Here is a 15672-nt window from a genome sequence, read left to right as displayed (position 1 = left end):
GCGCCATAACGACAAGGAATTTTGGGGTGTAAGTGGGAGTCTATCGTCTGCTGTTGGCCGTTCTGGTGGCCGTTTCTCATATGGGCAAGACGTTCATGGGGCTAAACCCCGGCGTGATTGCCGTGATTTCCTTCCTGATCATCAGCGGTTTCGTGATGACCTCGCTGATCGAGCGCAACTACAAGGCGCCGGGGAAAGTCGGCCTGTTCTACCTGGACCGCGCCCTGCGGCTCTACCCGCAATTCCTGTTCTACTTCGCAGTTTCCTGTGCGGTGATCTATTTCCTGCTGCCCGGTACGCCTCAAGCCGCCGAGCTGACGCTGCGCAACATCGCCGCAAGCCTGACTATCGTACCCCTCGGCTTCTACATGTTCGGCGCGGCGGGATCGTGGATCTTGCCGCCGGCCTGGTCCCTGGGGCTTGAGATGTGCTTCTACCTGGTGATCCCTTTCCTGATCATCTACAGGGCGCGGGGCGTTGCGTTTGCTTTATCCGTCGTGGTCTTCATGGCCGCGTGCCTGGGTTTCATCAACACCGACCTGTACGGCTACCGGCTATTGCCGGGCGTGCTGTTCACGTTCCTGTGCGGCAGCTACCTGTACAAAGCGCGGCCGAAGGGTTTAGCGATCGCTGCCGGTACCGCCTTGTCGGCGGCCCTGATGTTTGCGGCCATCATGGCGGGATGGATAGAGCGCCGGCCGTTCAATGCCGAAGTGACCCTCGGCATAGCGCTGGGCGTGCCCGCCGTGTACCTGCTGACAAAGCTCAAGTTTCACCGGATTGACGAGTTCCTCGGCAATATCAGCTACGGCGTATTCCTGAATCACTTTGTGGTGATGTACTTCCTGCACGCTATCTGGTCGGTTGCCTACGATGGGGCCATTGTTGCAACAGTGCTGGCCTTGTCGTTGCTGCTCAGCGGCGTTTCGTACTACTGCGTCGAACGGCCGGCCCTGAAGCTTCGTCACGCGCTTCGGGCCGGCGCAAACAGTCGGGTGGGTCAACCGCGGGGCCGCGAAACAGTAGCGTAGTGGCTGGGGGGCGCCTTTGCGGGCAAGCTCGCTCCCACCGAGGAACGCATTCCAATGTGGGCGCGGGCTTGCCCGCGAAGGCGGTCTAAAGGACGCTACAAATCACAACTTGATCAACACCGACTTCAACTCCGTGTAATGCTCGATCGCCGCATACCCCATCTCACGCCCGACCCCGGACATCTTGTAGCCGCCGAACGGCAGCGCCGGGTCCAGGGCGCTGTGGCAGTTGACCCACACCGAGCCTGACTTGATGCGCGGAATCATCCGGTGTACCGCCGCCAGGTCATTGGACCAGATGCTCGCCCCCAACCCGTAGGGGCTGTCGTTGGCCATGCGCAGTGCATCGGCCTCGTCATCGAACGGGATGGCCACCAGCACCGGGCCGAAGATTTCTTCCTGCACCAGCGAGTGCTTCTGATCGACGTCGACAATCACCGTCGGCTTGACGAAGAAGCCCGGGCCAAACTGCTCGCCACCGCAGGCAATGGTCGCACCGCTTTCCCGACCCTTTTCGATGTAGCCGTAGACGCGCTCCTGCTGCCGCGCCGAGATCAGCGGGCCCATGTCGACGCTCGGGTCCAGGCCGTTGCCGAGTTTCATGGCGTTGGCGATGTCGCTGATGTCCGCCACCACATTGTCGAAATGCTTGCGCTGCACATACAGCCTGGAACCTGCGCAGCAGACCTGGCCCTGATTGAAGAAAATCGCGCTGGCGGCCCCGGCCGCGGCGGTTTTCAGGTCGGCGTCGGCCATGACGATGGTCGGTGACTTGCCGCCCAGTTCCAGGGTGACCCGGGTCATGGAGTCCATGGCGATCTTGCCGATCTGCTTGCCCACGGCGGTGGAGCCGGTGAAGGTCAGCTTGTCCACCAGCGGGTTGTGGGTCAGGGCTGAACCGGCGGTGATGCCGGTGCCGGTGACCACGTTGAACACGCCTTCGGGATACCCGGCTTCCAGCACCAGCTCGGCGAGTTTCAGTGCGGTCAGCGGGGTCTCGTCGGCGGGCTTGAGCACCACGGTGCAGCCGGTGGCCAGGGCCGGGCCGAGTTTCCAGCAGGCCAGCAGCAGCGGGAAGTTCCAGGCGACGATGGCACCGACTACGCCCACCGCTTCACGACGGATGAAACTGTGGAACTGGTCGTTGGGCATCAGCGGTGCCGACACGTCAACCGTGGAGCCTTCGATCTTGGTCGCCCAGCCGGCCATGTAGCGCAGGAAGTCGATGGATAGTTGCACGTCCATCACCTGGGCCACGGCCGCGCTTTTCCCGTTGTTCAGGCATTCCAGTTGCGCCAGCAGTTCGGCGTCGCGCTGCATCAGGTCGGCGAGTTTCCACAACAGGTTCTGCCGCTCCCGGGGACGGGTGCGGGTCCAGGCCGAATTGTCGAACGCCTGGCGAGCGGCGAGTACCGCGCGGTCGACATCCTCCGGCGTGGCCCGTGGCACCACGCACAACACCTCACCGGTGGCCGGGTTGTGCAAGGGCATGGTCTGGCCATCGGCGGCCTCGACCCAGTCGCCGCCGATGAGCATGCGCGGGGCGCGCTGGATGAACGCCGAAGTGGCGGGAAGCAGGTTTGGGAGCGACATGTTGAAACCTCGTCTTGTTCGTGTGGCGAGGTCTTTCGCAACGGTTGTGCCAGTTTGCCCAAAGCGCCGTGTTAGCAGGCTTGGGCGGAAAAAGCGGCTCATGAACGAGCGCAGGACTGTCGCAAACTGAGACGCCGCTGACACACTCGTTGCGCCCCTGTAGGAGCTGGCTTGCCAGCGATGGACTCGAATGCGCCGCGTTTATCCAGTCATCACGCGTTTTCGTTAACGACCATCGCTGGCAAGCCAGCTCCTACAGGGCGCAAAACGATCATTGGTCATCACCCATTGGCGTGGCTCACCTATGCTCGTCTCAGAGTGCAACAGTTGTCGCGAAATTGAACGTGTTGCCGCGATGGCATCACTGGAAAAACACCCGCCGATTCCGGCAAATCATTGATTCATTGAGGTATTCGTAAGCTGGCACGCTCCGTGTATTGCTCATCGCAGACGTTTCTCTTGCCTCCGTCAGCGGTTCTCCGCAGGCGGCAGAAACCATAAAAACGATAAGCCACAACAATAAGAACGCACCGTGCGAGGTTCGACGTTGATGAAGAGAAAACTCCGATCAGGCATGAGCGCCAGCCTGCTGGCCGTAGCCGCTTGTGTAGCGCTGCATTCGCCTCATAGCCTGGCAGCCCGAGACGCCCAGACCATCCTCAAGGAAACCTGTCAGGGCTGTCACACCCCCGAAGCCGATAACGCCCTCAGCCGCATCAGCCACCAGCGCAAAACGCCGGAAGGCTGGTTGATGAGCATCGCCCGGATGCAGACCATGCACGGTTTGCAGATCAGTGATGACGACCGTCGCACGCTGGTCAAATACCTGGCCGACACCCAGGGCCTGGCGCCGAGCGAAACCGATGGCGTGCGTTATGCGCTGGAGCGCCGGCTCAATACCGTCGAGCACTTCGACGACCCAACCCGCCAGATGTGCGGCCGCTGCCACTCCGGTGCGCGGGTCGCCCTGCAACGGCGTCCGGCGCAGGAGTGGGAACGCCTGGTGAACTTCCACCTCGGTCAGTGGCCGTCGCTGGAATACCAGGCGCTGGCCCGGGACCGCGACTGGTTCGACCTTGCCCGCAAAGACATGGTGCCGCTGCTGGCCAAGCGTTATCCGCTGGATAACCCCGCCTGGAAAAAATGGCAGAGCGTGGCGCCCAAAGCCGATGCGCTGGTGGGCGACTGGAGTTTCAGCGGCCACTTGCCGGGCAAGGGTGAACTGGCGGGTGTCATGAGCGTGAGTGCCGATGGCAGCGACACCTTCAAGGTCAGCGTCAAAGGACAGTACGCCGACGGCAGCCCGTTCAATGGCGAGGGCAGTGCGATTCTCTACACCGGCTACGAATGGCGCGGCAACGTGACTATCGATGGCGTGACCATGCGCCAGGTGTTCGCCGCCCAGGGCAATGCCATGCAGGGCCGGATGTTCGAGGCCGAACACGATGAACGCGGTCTGGACTTTGTTGCTGCCAAGCAGGGTTCCCAGCGTTTGCTGGCGGTGCAGCCGGGTTACCTGAAGGCTGGCAGTGAAACTGAAGTGACATTGGTCGGCAGTGGCCTGACCGGCAAGCCGAACTTCGGCAAAGGCGTGGAAGTGGTCGAAGTCGTCGAGCAGAGCCCTGAGCGGATCAAGGTCAAGCTCAAGGCTGCCGCCAATGCCCAGCCGGGTGTACGTGCAGTCTCCGTTGGTGCGTTGAAAGGCCCGAGCCTGTCGGTCTACAGCAAAATCGATGCGGTCAAAGTCGTGCCTGAATTCTCCGTGGCGCGGATCGGCGAAGGCGGCGGTTCGACACCGAAAGTCCAGGGCCGTTTTGATGCCGAGGCCTGGGGCAAGGGCGTCGATGGCAAGCCGTACCGCATCGGCGTGTTCCCGGCGCAATGGAAAGTCGAGGCCTTCGACGACCGTGCCAAGGAAGACGAAGACGTCAAGTTCGCCGGCACCATGCAGGCCGACGCCGGCGTGTTCACCCCGGGCGATGCCGGGCCGAACCCGGCGCGCAAGATGTCCACCAACAATGCCGGCAATCTCAAGGTGATCGCCGCCGTCGACGACGCAGGGAAATCCCTGACCGGCGAAGGCCACATGATCGTGACCGTGCAACGCTGGAACAACCCACCCATTCCGTGATGCTCGCTGAAACCCAAGGCTTCAGACACTTTTCGGAATGACCGCACGCCCCGCAATCCGGGGCCTGCACAGGAGGTTTGCAATGGGCGCTATCTTGAATCTGGTCGAACGTAACCTGCACGAAGTGCAGGTCGATGCCGACCGCATGCTGTTTCACATCCCCAGCAGTTCGCTGTTCGCCAGCGATGAACTGACGGGCACCATCATCGATACCCTGCGCGGCCCCGGCTGCTCCTCGGACGACCTGATCCAGCGCCTGGCCGCGCGTTTCAATGGCGAGGAAATCACCGAGACCCTGCGCGAGCTGATGGCCCTGGAACTGGTCAGCGACGGTTCGCCGCTGACCCCGGACATCGCCACCAAGCGGGTCGAGCGCACGGCAATCAATACCGTGGTGCTCAACGTCAACACTGGCTGCAACCTGAGTTGCACCTATTGCTACAAGGAAGACCTCGACAAGCCGTCGGCCGGCAAGAAAATGGACGTCGAAACGGCGATTGCCTCGGTGGAAATGCTGCTGCGCGAATCCCCGGACGAAGAGCGTTTCACCGTGGTGTTCTTCGGCGGCGAACCGTTGAGCAACCGCAAGCTGATCGAGTACATGGTCGACTACTGTGAGAAGCGTTTTCGCGAGGCCGGCAAGTTCGTCGAGTTCGTGATGACCACCAACGCCACGCTGCTCACCGAAGAAACCGTGGACTATCTCAACGCTCACCGCTTCGGTTTGTCCGTGAGCATCGATGGCCCGAAAACCGTGCACGACCGCAACCGCATTACCGTGGGCGGGCAGGGCACTTATGACGTGGTGCGACGCAAGGCCGAGATGCTGCTGTCGCGCTACAACAGCCGTCCGGTGGGCGCGCGGGTAACGTTGACCACTGGCGTCACTGACGTCGAAACCATCTGGGATCACCTGTTCAACGAACTGGGTTTCGCCGAAGTCGGCTTTGCCCCGGTGACGTCGGGCGACATCAGCAGCTTCAACCTCACCAGCGACGAGCTGATCGAAGTCTTTGCCAGCATGAAACGCCTCGGTCGGCGTTATCTGGAAGCGGCGCTGGAGCACCGCAACATCGGTTTCTCCAACCTGCACCAGCTCATCACCGACATCCACGAAGGCCACAAGAAAGCCCTGCCATGCGGCGCGGGCCTGAAGATGCTGGCGGTCGATCACAAGGGCGAGCTGAACCTGTGCCACCGCTTTACCGGTTCGAGCCTGCCGACCTTCGGCAATGTCCACAGCGGTGTGAAACAGGTGGAGTTGAACGACTTTCTGTCCCAGCGCCTGGACCGCACCAACACCGGCTGCGAAGACTGCCAGATCCGCAACCTGTGTTCCGGCGGCTGCTACCACGAGAGCTACGCCCGCTATGGCGACCCGACTCATCCGACCTATCACTACTGCGAACTGATGCGTGACTGGGTCGACTTCGGCATCGAGGTCTACACCCGGATCATAGCCAACAACCCTGCGTTCATCAGCAGTTACATCACTCCGCGCAAGGCTCACTGATATGAAACATCTCAAGGCAATCAATAACAAAGCGTTGAAGCTGGATCAGGCCGCGGACGAAAACCGCATTGAAGAAGTGGTGGCCATGAGCTCCGTGGCGGGCTGTGCCTCGACCACCGACCCGGGCTGGGAAATCGATGCGTTCGGCGGTGTGTCGTCGCTGTGCCAGCCGATGGAGGCCGACCTCTACGGTTGCTCCGACCCTTGCTGGTGGCCGGCCCAGGTGCCCGACATGATGAGCACCTACCCGGACTGGAACAAGGATGCCCAGGCGTCCAACGATAACTGGCGCAACCTCGGCACTGTCTTCCCCAAGGACAAGTGATCAGATAACAAGAAGGATTCCAGCATGCACAGCATCAAAGCCTGCGGCCTGGCCGCTTTCGCCGTCCTGAGCAGTTGTTCGGTCAGTGTCCTGGCCGATGAAAACAGCGCACTGCAAGACGGTCACGAATACATGTTGACCACCAATTACCCAAACAACCTGCACGTGATCGACCTGGCCACCGACTCCTTGTTCAAGACCTGCAAGATGCCCGATGCCTTTGGCCCCGGCACTGTGCAGCTGTCGCCGGACCGCAAGACCGCCTACGTGCTGAACAACCACTATGCGGATGTCTATGGCGTCGAACTGGACAGCTGCAAACAGGTGTTCCACGCCAGCATCACCCAGAAGCCGGGGGAGAAAGCGAAGTCGATGTTCGCCTTCACCCTCAGCCACGACGGCAAGGAACTGTTCACCATCGCCAATCCGACGCTGATGATGAACGATCGTTATGAAGTGCAGCAGCCTCGACTGGATGTGTACGCCACTGACGCCGGAATGGATGCCAAGCCTGTGCGCAGTTTTCCGGCACCTCGGCAGCTGACCATCATGCAGAGTGGCGACGACGGCACCTTGTATGTGGCGGGGGCGGACGTCTACAAGGTCAATGTGAAAACCGGCAAATTCGACGTGCTGATCCCCAGCCGTCACTGGAAACGCCCGAACTACAGTGCGCCGGACGTGCTTTATGTGTGGAATCAGCAGACTTATCGGCATGACTTCTCGTTGCTCTACACCGCGGCGAAGTTCAAGGACAAGAAACAGGACCCGGCCACCGCCGAATACCTGTACGGCCTGTTCAGTGTCGACCTGAAGACCGGCAAGACCGAAACCACCGATTTCGGCCCTTTGACGGAGATCTACTTCAGCGGCATGCGCTCGCCCAAGGACCCGAACCTGATGTTTGGCGTGCTCAACCGCCTGGCCAAGTACGACATCAAACAGAAGAAAATGCTCCAGTCCGCCACGCTCGATCACTCGTACTACTGCATTTCCTTCAACAAGGACGGCAGCAAGATCTACCTGGCGGGGACGTTCAACGACGTGGCGATCTTCGATGCCGACAGCCTGAAGCAGACGGGCAGCATCAAGTTGCCGGGTGGGGACATGGCGATTACCACGGCGCAGATTTTTGTCCGGTAAATTGCGGCGTCTGGACTGACGCCTTCGCGGGCAAGCCCGCTCCCACAGTTGACCGGGTTGGAAGGCATATTTGCATTCACACCGGTCCATGTGGGAGCGGGCTTGCCCGCGAAGAGACCCTCAAGAACACTGCAAAATCAAACCCCCGGCACCGGACACCCCAAATCCCCCTCCTGACACTTCAGGTAAGTCTTGAACGTCTCCACCCGCGCCTTGGTCAATTCCGTCACACAATTGCTGTAGATCAGCGGATACACACTCCCGCCTTCCACCCCGGACGCCGAGAACTTGCACTCGGCATCGCGAAACGCAACCCACGACCGCTGCGCACCCACCAGCAAATTCTTGCCGTCGGGATTGCCCTTCAGGCGCGAGGTGATCTGCTGGTAAAGCGTATTCAACTCCTTATCGGCGGCCGCATTCTGCTGCGCCGCGCACTGGTTCATCGTGGCCTGGTCGGTGGCGTTGTCGCAGTTCACGGCAGCATGGGCCAGGGAGGTGAACAACAAAGGCGTCAGCGCCAGGAAAAAACGTGCGTGCATGGCAGTAACTCGCTGTGACAGTGGAAAGTTTGGGATGCAGGTTTGGGATGCAGTGTAGCGCTGTGGGGCGTTCAGCCAGCTACGTCTGCCATTGCGGGTACTTTTTTACCGACTCATGTTCAAGCCAAGGCTGCTCATGGGATGTCCAGATATGCGCCTGTGGCGTCATTTTCGGGTCATCATCCAGTGTTGCTACCCGGACAATCACGTGAGGCTGGGCCAATCGCTCCGCCATCAAGTGCGAGCCGCAGTCCGGGCAGAAATACCGAAATTTGCCCGGCGACGATTCGTAGCGGCTCAGGCGATCCTCGCCCTTGATCCAGCGAAAGTGCTCGCGCATGACCCCGGCGGTCGATGCAAACGCCGCCGCGTGTGCCTTGCGGCAGGTTTGGCAATGGCAGTGGCTGATGGGCATGTCCAGGCTGTCGACTTCATATTCGATGGCCTTGCACAGGCAACTGCCGCGCAGTTTTTCTTTCATGTCGCTATCCTTTTCGAGGCTGTTGCGAGGGACAACGTTAGCAGTTTCGACCCCCTGACTTTGCGGTTGCCCCAGAACTTATCCGCGCAAATGCAACCGAATATCTCAGGCATGGTTGATTGCACATCCCGATTGGTACAACTTTAGGGTTGGTCGTGTGGTCTTACTGACCTACTGTTCAAGTACAGGAGGTGACTTATGAACCCAGCATCTGATCGCATAGAAAGGAAAGTCCTGCTCAAGGCCAAGCGTTCACAGGTCTGGCGTGTGCTGGCCAATGCCGAAATGTTCGGACAGTGGTTTGGCGTGGCGCTGGAGGACAAGCGTTTTGTCGCAGGCGAGTGGACCCAGGGGCAGATTACCTATCCCGGTTATGAGCATTTGCGCTGGAACGTACTGGTAGAGCGGGTCGAGCCGGAGCGGCTGTTTTCGTTTCGCTGGCACCCTTATGCCGTGAACCCGGAAGTCGATTACTCCCAGGAACCCACCACCCTGGTGAAATTCGAGCTCGAAGACATGGACGACGGCACACTGCTCAAGGTCTCCGAGTCCGGTTTCGATCACGTTCCCCAGGCCCGTCGCGAAAAAGCGTTCCGCATGGACAGTCGTGGCTGGGAGGAGCAAATGAACAATATCGAGCAGTTCTTGATCGACAATGCCAAAGCCCACGAGCAACAGAGTGGCTGAAGTCGACCTGTTCGATTCATGGTTGAAACGCTGGGCGCTGGTGTCGGACGGTGAGCCGATCATCACGCCTGGCAGTCGTTTGCTACCGGTACGCCAAGGCGATGTGCCGGCCATGTTGAAAATCGCCGTGGATACCGAGGAGAAATTAGGCAACCTGCTGATGACCTGGTGGGATGGCGACGGTGCCGCCCGGGTCTATGCCCATCACGGCGACGGGCTGCTGATGGAGCGCGCCATGGGCCGGCGATCACTGATGCACATGGCCCTCAGCGGTCAGGACGATGACGCCAGCCGCATCCTGTGTGCGGCGCTGGCACGGCTGCATGCCCCACGTGGCACTGCGCTACCACCGCTGGTGCCTCTGACGCGCTGGTTTGCCTCGTTGCGAGTGGCGGCCGTACAACAGGGCGGTGCGTTTTCCCTCAGTCTGGCGAGCGCCGAGGCCCTGCTGGCCACCCCACAGGACGAGGTGGTGCTGCACGGCGATATGCATCACGACAATGTCCTCGATTTCGGCGCACGCGGCTGGCTGGCCATCGACCCCAAGCGGGTGAGCGGCGAGCGCGGCTTCGATTACGCCAACCTGATCTGCAATCCCGACCTGCCCACGGCGACCGATCCCCGGCGTTTTGATCGGCAGCTCGCCGTCGTGGCGCAGGCCGCCGACCTTGATCCGCGACGTTTGCTGCAATGGGTGCTGGCATTTGCCGGGCTGTCGGCGGCCTGGTTTCTCGAAGACGGCGACAGCCTGGCGGCGCAAGGTCAGCTGGAGGTCGCAAAACTCGCGGCTTCAAGGCTCGAAGCCTGAGGCGTCTAAGGGTTTTCAGAAGGTTGCTTATAGCGAATGTCTTACACGCGATGGTAGTGATATCGCCTGTTACAATTTGGATCCTATGCGTATTCTGAGCCTACCCACTGAAGCACAGGATGTGCTCAGGATCACGGATGATCGACCATATGCAAGGAACGCTGCGACAAGGAGTCGTCATGGTCTTGGAAAAACCCGCTTCGGCGGGTTTTTTTGTGGGCGCAGAAAAACCGCGGCGGCAGGAACCAGATTCCTGCCGCCGTTATTTCACTGTTGGTCGAGTTTCGCCGCCGCCCGCTCGGTGATTTCCGCCCGCAGCTTCAATGAACTGGCAGCCCGCTGGCGAGCCTCTACCAGCACACTGGCCGGAGCCGTCTCGGGGCTGCCGGCGCTAAATGGCGGGGCAGGGGCGTACTCCAGTTGCAGTTGCACCAGCTCGGCGGTGGCCTGGTCGAACAACTCGGCGGCCAGGGTCAGGGCGAAGTCGATTCCGGCAGTAATTCCGCCACCGGTCAGCAGATTGCCGTCGCGAACCACCCGATCTTTCACCGCGATTGCGCCCAGCGGCTTGAGCAGTTCGTGATACGCCCAGTGAGTGGTGGCGCGTTTACCCTTGAGCAATCCCGCCGCGCCCAACACCAGCGAACCGGTGCATACCGAAGTGATGTATCGGGCGTTGGCGGCCTGGGTCTTGAGGAAGTCCAGGGTCTGTTCATCTTCCATCAACGGCCCGACGCCGCCACCACCAGGCACACAGATCACGTCCAGCGCCGGGCAATCGTCGAAGGTGATGGTCGGTTTCAGCAACAAGCCGGTGCTGGCGGTGACCGGCATCAGGTCTTTCCAGATCAGATGCACTTTCACATCCGGCAGCGAGGCCAGCACGTCATACGGGCCGGTCAGGTCCAGTTGCTGAACCTGAGGAAACAACAGAAAACCGATATGCAACGTCATGGTGTTTTTCTCGTGAGGTGGGTGGACGGCTTCACTGTAGGCTCGTAGGATTTGGCGTATACGCCAATATCCCCACGAATTACGCCAAATGTCGAAAACCATCCATGTACTCGCTTTCGCCAACGTGCAATTGCTCGACGTCACCGGGCCGCTGCAGGTGTTCGCCTCGGCCAACGACATTGCCCGTCAGCAAGGTCTGCCGCCGCCCTATGCGCCGACAGTGATTGCCAGCGGCGGCGGGGCGGTGATGTCCTCGGCGGGGTTGGCGCTGTTGGCCGAACCGTTGCCGGATGATGGCACCGATACCCTGATCATCGCCGGTGGCTGGGGTGTCTACGCAGCGGCGCAAGATGCGCCGTTGGTCGCCTGGGTGCGCGAGCATGCCCGTGGCTGCCGACGGGTTTCCTCGGTGTGCACCGGTGCGTTCCTGCTGGCAGCCAGCGGCTGGCTCGATGGCCGGCGCGTGGTCACCCACTGGACCCGCTGCGAGCAACTGGCGCAGCAGCATCCGCGTTTGCAGGTCGAGCCCAACCCGATCTTCATCAATGACGGCCCGATCTGGACCTCGGCCGGAGTGACCGCCGGCATCGACCTGGCGCTGGCCATGGTCGAACAGGACCTGGGGCGCAACATGGCCCTGGAAGTTGCCCGGCAACTGGTGGTGTTTCTCAAGCGCCCGGGTGGCCAGTCGCAATTCAGCGTGACCCTGTCCCTGCAACAGGAAGGCAACCGTTTCGACGAACTTCACGCCTGGATCAGCGAAAACCTCACCCAGGACCTGGGCATCCCGACCTTGGCCCTGCAGGCCGGCATGAGCGAACGCAGCTTCGTACGCCACTACCGCGCCGACACCGGCCAGACCCCGGCCCGGGCCATCGAACTGATCCGCGTCGAAACCGCACGGCGCCTGCTCAGCGATACCGGCGTACCGATCAAACGGGTGGCGGTGCAATGCGGCTTCGGCAGCGAAGAAACCCTGCGCCGCAGCTTCCTGCGGGCCATGGGCGTGACGCCGCAGGCTTATCGGGAGCGGTTTTCGGTTAGTGCCGCAGTAGATCCAGTAACGCCTTGAGTGTTGCTTCTGGCGCTTCTTCGGGAATGTTGTGGCCAACGCCTGCCAAAATCCGACGTTCATAGGTACCGGTGAAATGCCCGATATCTTCGTCGATGTCTTGCGCAGGCCCAACACCGTCATCGGCACCGCACAGTGAAATCGTTGGTACGCTGATGCCCGGTTGTTTGCTCAGGGCCTGCTCTATCCATTCCAGCGCCGGGTCGCCAGGGGCGTACATAAAGCGGTGGCGGTAGGAGTGAATCACCACGTCAACGAAATCCGGGTTATCGAAGGCCGGGGCGCTCAACGGATAGCGTGTCGCATTTTCGGCCCAGGTCGGTGACCAGAGATTCCAGAGCAATTTGCACAAGCCCCGGCGATTTTCAGTCAGGCCCGCGACGCCACGAGGCGTGTGGAAATAGTACTGATACCAATAGCGATGCTCGGTCTCCGGAGCCAATGGCTGTATCGAATGGGGGATGTCCTGAAGGTTATAGCCGTCGCCCGTCACCAGGCAGCGCACCCGTTCCGGCCACAGCGCCGCCACAATGCACGCCGCTCGCCCACCCCAATCGTAGCCACACAGGGACGCCTGTTTGATGGCAAGGGCATCCATCAGGTCAAGCAAATCCTGGGCAAGGGCGGCTTGCTGGCCGGAGCGCAGTGTATCGGTGCTGATGAAGCGCGTCGGACCGTAACCCCGCAGATACGGGACGATCACGCGGTAACCGGTAGCGGCGAGAGCGGGGGCGATTTCGTCGTAGGCGCGTGGCGAATAGGGAAAACCATGGAGCAGAATGACCGGGTCGCCGGTGGCGGGGCCGTGTTCTTCGTAGGCAATGTCGAGTTGTGCCGTGCGGACGGTCTTTAGCGGTTGCTCAATCATCACATCCCCCCGGTTGTCTGGACACTCTTACAAGCCTGGCGCATTGTTCAAGCTCTTTGCCTGAATCCGATGCAATTGCCCCGCCAGGTCCACGTCCAGGTCTTCCCCACGCAACCCTTGCCACTGCGCGAGGTACTTGAGGGAGCCGTATTTTTCGAGTTTCTTCAGGCTGCGGCTGACGCCACCTTTCCAGCCCAGTACCGGCAACTCGCCGGCGAGGCACTGTCGGGCGAGGTCGGGGAAGCGGGCGGCGCGCTGGCGGCCGACTTCCCAGCATTTGATCAGGCCCTTGTCACCGGCCTCCCAGAGTTCTTCGCGGTTCAAACCGGTTCGGAGCGGGGAGTCGATGCTGCGTTGGATGTGTTGGGTCATTCAGGTTCCTTGAATTCGGGGGGGTCTGGACAGCTCCGCTGTACCCGTTGTGCAAAGATGTTAGGTGGGGATGTAGCGGCTGGCAACAGGCTATTTTCGGGGTGTTGCAAGCGGTTTTGTTTAAGAAGCGTAGGGCTCGGATTGCACAAGACCTGTGGCGAGGGGGCTTGCCCCCGTTCGGCTGCGCAGCAGTCGTAAAGTCAGGCAACACTGTCTTTGCGAGAGACTCGATAGGCCGTTTTGGGGCCGCTGCGCAGCCCAACGGGGGCAAGCCCCCTCGCCACAGGTATGGGTAGTGTTGGAAGTTGGTGTTCAAGGCTGCCAGACAACCTTCTCCCCACTCAACCTCCGATCCAGAAAGCAAGCCGCACTGATCAACGCCAGATGCGTCAATGCCTGCGGCGTGTTGCCCATATGCCGCCCATGGCTGTCGAACTCTTCGGCGTACAGCCCCAGCGGGTTGGCGTACCTGAGCAACTGTTCGAACTCCAGATGGGCCTTGTCCAACTGGCCGGCGCGGGCCAGGCATTCGACGTACCAGAACGAGCACGCGGCGAAGGCGCCTTCGCTGCCGGGCAGGCCGTCGATCTGGCTGTCGTCGTTGCGGTAGCGGTAGATCATGCCGTCGCGCACCAGGCTCTTTTCGATGGCTTGCAGGGTCGCCAGCCAACGCGGGTCGCGGGCGCTGACGAAGCGCACCAGCGGCATCAGCAGCATCGAACCGTCCAGGCCGCTGCCGCCGATGTGCTGGACGAAATGCCCACGCTCTTCATTCCAGAAGTTCTCCCAGATGTCGGCATGGATCGCCTGGCGCGTCTGATCCCAGCGGGCGAACGGGGCGGGCAGTGAGCGTTTTGACGCGAGGCGGATGGCGCGGTCCAGGGCGACCCAGCACATCAGCCGTGAATGCAGGAAATGGTACTGCTCGCCGCGCATCTCCCAGATGCCGACATCCTTTTGCTCCCAGGTTTCGCAGACCTGATCGACCACCTCCACGGTGTGTTTCCAGCCTTCATGGGAGATGGCTTCGCCGTATTTGTTGACCAGGTAAATCGCGTCCATCAGCTCGCCAAAGATGTCGAGCTGGACCTGTTCATAGGCCTGATTGCCGATGCGCACCGGTTGTGCGCCACCATGACCGGACAGATGCGCCAGCTCTATCTCCGGCAACTCCTGGCGACCGTCGATGGCGTAGAGAATGTTGAGCTTCATCGGCTTGCCCTGACAGTCGCTGACCCGTCCGCGCAACCAGCGCATGTAGGCGTTGGCCTCTTCGACGAAACCCAGGCGCATGAACGCATAGACGGTGAACGAGGCGTCGCGGATCCAGGTGAAGCGGTAGTCCCAGTTGCGCTCGCCGCCGGGGCTTTCCGGCAGGCCGAAGGTCGCGGCAGCGAGAATGGCGCCGTGTTTGCGCGAGGTCAGCAGCTTCATTGCCAGGGCCGAGCGGTTGACCATCTCGCGCCAGCGGCCGCGGTAGTTGGACTGGCCGATCCAGTCGCGCCAGAACTTTAGGGTGCGCTCCAGGCACAGCTGTGCGGCGCCGTCCTTGAAGCGCGGATCGTCGAGGGCGCCGAGGAGGAATTCGCTCGTCTGGTCTTGTTCGAGGGTGAATTCGGCTACGGCCGCGTTGGCGTCGATGCGCAGGGTCTGATCCGATGAGAGCCGCAGCGACGGTTGATCGGCAGCGTCGAAGATCACGTCCTGCTTGTCCATGCGTGCGCGAGTATTGGCGCGGGCGTAGTCATGGCGTACAGCGCAACGCATGTGGAAAGTGGCGCGGCCGCTGACCACGCGGATCCGCCGCATCAGCAGCGGCAGGTCGTCCTCGGTGTCGCCGACGGGCAGCAGGTCGGTGACTTCGACCACCGCCCGGTCACTGAGCCAGCGGGTTTGCAGCACATTGGTGTCGGGCAGGTAGATCTGTTCGCGACGGGCGTCGGGCAAATCCGGCGACAACTGGAAAATACCCGCTTCGGGGGTGTCCAGCAGCGAACAGAAAATCGTCGGGCTGTCGAATTCCGGCCAGCAGAAAAAATCCACGCTGCCCTTGTCGTTGACCAGCGCCGCGCTGCGCATGTCACCGATGATGCCGTGGGCGTCGATGGGGCTTTGGCGTTCGGGGTGATCAGCCATTGTCGTGAAACTCCGG

Annotated in this window: 15 protein-coding genes; 8 read left to right on the top strand and 7 right to left on the bottom strand. The window is 61.2% G+C overall.

Features of this window, described 5'->3' with window-relative positions; all coding sequences use genetic code 11:
* Positions 1 to 32 precede the first annotated feature (32 nt).
* Positions 33 to 1031, top strand: coding sequence for an acyltransferase (locus tag QMK54_RS22140; protein WP_320401359.1), 999 nt, complete (start codon positions 33 to 35; stop codon positions 1029 to 1031).
* A 102-nt stretch (positions 1032 to 1133) separates the two neighbouring features.
* Here the strand turns inward: QMK54_RS22140 and QMK54_RS22135 are convergent, their stop codons facing one another.
* On the bottom strand, positions 1134 to 2624 hold the full coding sequence (locus QMK54_RS22135; RefSeq protein ID WP_223593429.1) for an aldehyde dehydrogenase family protein: 1491 nt from the start codon (positions 2622 to 2624) through the stop codon (positions 1134 to 1136).
* A gap of 550 nt (positions 2625 to 3174) precedes the next feature.
* On the opposite strand from QMK54_RS22135, the gene peaA reads away from it, so the two are divergent.
* The 4 genes from peaA to peaD all read left to right on the top strand — a co-directional run bounded on the left by peaA (position 3175) and on the right by peaD (position 7736).
* A complete protein-coding gene (gene peaA / locus QMK54_RS22130; protein ID WP_223593432.1) occupies positions 3175 to 4755 on the top strand; it encodes a quinohemoprotein amine dehydrogenase subunit alpha in 1581 nt (526 codons plus the stop codon).
* A gap of 82 nt (positions 4756 to 4837) precedes the next feature.
* A complete protein-coding gene (gene peaB / locus QMK54_RS22125) occupies positions 4838 to 6268 on the top strand; it encodes a quinohemoprotein amine dehydrogenase maturation protein (protein ID WP_320401358.1) in 1431 nt (476 codons plus the stop codon).
* A 1-nt stretch (position 6269) separates the two neighbouring features.
* Positions 6270 to 6593 (top strand): quinohemoprotein amine dehydrogenase subunit gamma, encoded by a 324-nt coding sequence (gene qhpC / locus QMK54_RS22120; protein WP_008016081.1) that lies wholly within the window; start codon positions 6270 to 6272, stop codon positions 6591 to 6593.
* 24 nt (positions 6594 to 6617) lie between these two features.
* A complete protein-coding gene (gene peaD, locus QMK54_RS22115) occupies positions 6618 to 7736 on the top strand; it encodes a quinohemoprotein amine dehydrogenase subunit beta (protein WP_110660860.1) in 1119 nt (372 codons plus the stop codon).
* 137 nt (positions 7737 to 7873) lie between these two features.
* Here the strand turns inward: peaD and QMK54_RS22110 are convergent, their stop codons facing one another.
* Together QMK54_RS22110 and QMK54_RS22105 are read right to left on the bottom strand one after the other, a co-directional pair.
* Positions 7874 to 8278, bottom strand: a complete 405-nt coding sequence (locus tag QMK54_RS22110; RefSeq protein WP_110660859.1) for a lysozyme inhibitor LprI family protein — start codon at positions 8276 to 8278, stop codon at positions 7874 to 7876.
* 79 nt (positions 8279 to 8357) lie between these two features.
* Positions 8358 to 8759, bottom strand: coding sequence for a GFA family protein (locus tag QMK54_RS22105; RefSeq protein WP_320401357.1), 402 nt, complete (start codon positions 8757 to 8759; stop codon positions 8358 to 8360).
* A gap of 198 nt (positions 8760 to 8957) precedes the next feature.
* Between QMK54_RS22105 and QMK54_RS22100 the strand changes: the two genes are divergently transcribed.
* On the top strand, positions 8958 to 9446 hold the full coding sequence (locus QMK54_RS22100) for an SRPBCC family protein (RefSeq protein ID WP_110660857.1): 489 nt from the start codon (positions 8958 to 8960) through the stop codon (positions 9444 to 9446).
* Between the two features lie 7 nt (positions 9447 to 9453).
* Entirely contained in the window at positions 9454 to 10254 is an 801-nt protein-coding gene (locus tag QMK54_RS22095; RefSeq protein ID WP_320402941.1) for an aminoglycoside phosphotransferase family protein, read from the top strand.
* A 267-nt stretch (positions 10255 to 10521) separates the two neighbouring features.
* Here QMK54_RS22095 and inhA read toward each other — a convergent pair whose 3' ends face one another.
* On the bottom strand, positions 10522 to 11208 hold the full coding sequence (gene inhA, locus QMK54_RS22090; protein WP_320401356.1) for an isonitrile hydratase: 687 nt from the start codon (positions 11206 to 11208) through the stop codon (positions 10522 to 10524).
* Between the two features lie 88 nt (positions 11209 to 11296).
* Here inhA and QMK54_RS22085 point away from each other — a divergent pair, with 88 nt between their 5' ends.
* The gene (locus QMK54_RS22085; protein WP_320401355.1) at positions 11297 to 12280 is read left to right on the top strand and encodes a GlxA family transcriptional regulator; all 984 of its coding nucleotides are present in this window, start codon (positions 11297 to 11299) and stop codon (positions 12278 to 12280) included.
* Here the strand turns inward: QMK54_RS22085 and QMK54_RS22080 are convergent.
* From QMK54_RS22080 to QMK54_RS22070, 3 genes are all read right to left on the bottom strand, one after another.
* Entirely contained in the window at positions 12249 to 13148 is a 900-nt protein-coding gene (locus tag QMK54_RS22080) for an alpha/beta fold hydrolase (protein WP_223593449.1), read from the bottom strand. The two genes, QMK54_RS22085 and QMK54_RS22080, sit on opposite strands and share 32 nt — an antisense overlap.
* 27 nt (positions 13149 to 13175) lie before the next feature.
* The gene (locus QMK54_RS22075) at positions 13176 to 13520 is read right to left on the bottom strand and encodes a hypothetical protein (RefSeq protein ID WP_223593451.1); all 345 of its coding nucleotides are present in this window, start codon (positions 13518 to 13520) and stop codon (positions 13176 to 13178) included.
* Positions 13521 to 13832: 312 nt separating this feature from the next.
* Positions 13833 to 15656, bottom strand: a complete 1824-nt coding sequence (locus QMK54_RS22070; protein WP_110662782.1) for a glycoside hydrolase family 15 protein — start codon at positions 15654 to 15656, stop codon at positions 13833 to 13835.
* Positions 15657 to 15672: the final 16 nt, after the last annotated feature.

Origin of the sequence: Pseudomonas sp. P5_109, from assembly GCF_034009455.1 — a bacterium.
Lineage (GTDB): Bacteria > Pseudomonadota > Gammaproteobacteria > Pseudomonadales > Pseudomonadaceae > Aquipseudomonas.
This window is presented reverse-complemented; position numbering and strand designations above follow the sequence as displayed.

Coding starts and splice junctions, on each gene's coding strand:
- QMK54_RS22135 (WP_223593429.1), bottom strand. CDS start 2,624: ATGTCGCTCCCAAACCTGCTTCCCGCCACTTCGGCGTTCATCCAGCGC.
- peaA (WP_223593432.1), top strand. CDS start 3,175: ATGAAGAGAAAACTCCGATCAGGCATGAGCGCCAGCCTGCTGGCCGTA.
- peaB (WP_320401358.1), top strand. CDS start 4,838: ATGGGCGCTATCTTGAATCTGGTCGAACGTAACCTGCACGAAGTGCAG.
- qhpC (WP_008016081.1), top strand. CDS start 6,270: ATGAAACATCTCAAGGCAATCAATAACAAAGCGTTGAAGCTGGATCAG.
- peaD (WP_110660860.1), top strand. CDS start 6,618: ATGCACAGCATCAAAGCCTGCGGCCTGGCCGCTTTCGCCGTCCTGAGC.
- QMK54_RS22110 (WP_110660859.1), bottom strand. CDS start 8,278: ATGCACGCACGTTTTTTCCTGGCGCTGACGCCTTTGTTGTTCACCTCC.
- QMK54_RS22105 (WP_320401357.1), bottom strand. CDS start 8,759: ATGAAAGAAAAACTGCGCGGCAGTTGCCTGTGCAAGGCCATCGAATAT.
- QMK54_RS22100 (WP_110660857.1), top strand. CDS start 8,958: ATGAACCCAGCATCTGATCGCATAGAAAGGAAAGTCCTGCTCAAGGCC.
- inhA (WP_320401356.1), bottom strand. CDS start 11,208: ATGACGTTGCATATCGGTTTTCTGTTGTTTCCTCAGGTTCAGCAACTG.
- QMK54_RS22085 (WP_320401355.1), top strand. CDS start 11,297: ATGTCGAAAACCATCCATGTACTCGCTTTCGCCAACGTGCAATTGCTC.
- QMK54_RS22080 (WP_223593449.1), bottom strand. CDS start 13,148: ATGATTGAGCAACCGCTAAAGACCGTCCGCACGGCACAACTCGACATT.
- QMK54_RS22075 (WP_223593451.1), bottom strand. CDS start 13,520: ATGACCCAACACATCCAACGCAGCATCGACTCCCCGCTCCGAACCGGT.
- QMK54_RS22070 (WP_110662782.1), bottom strand. CDS start 15,656: ATGGCTGATCACCCCGAACGCCAAAGCCCCATCGACGCCCACGGCATC.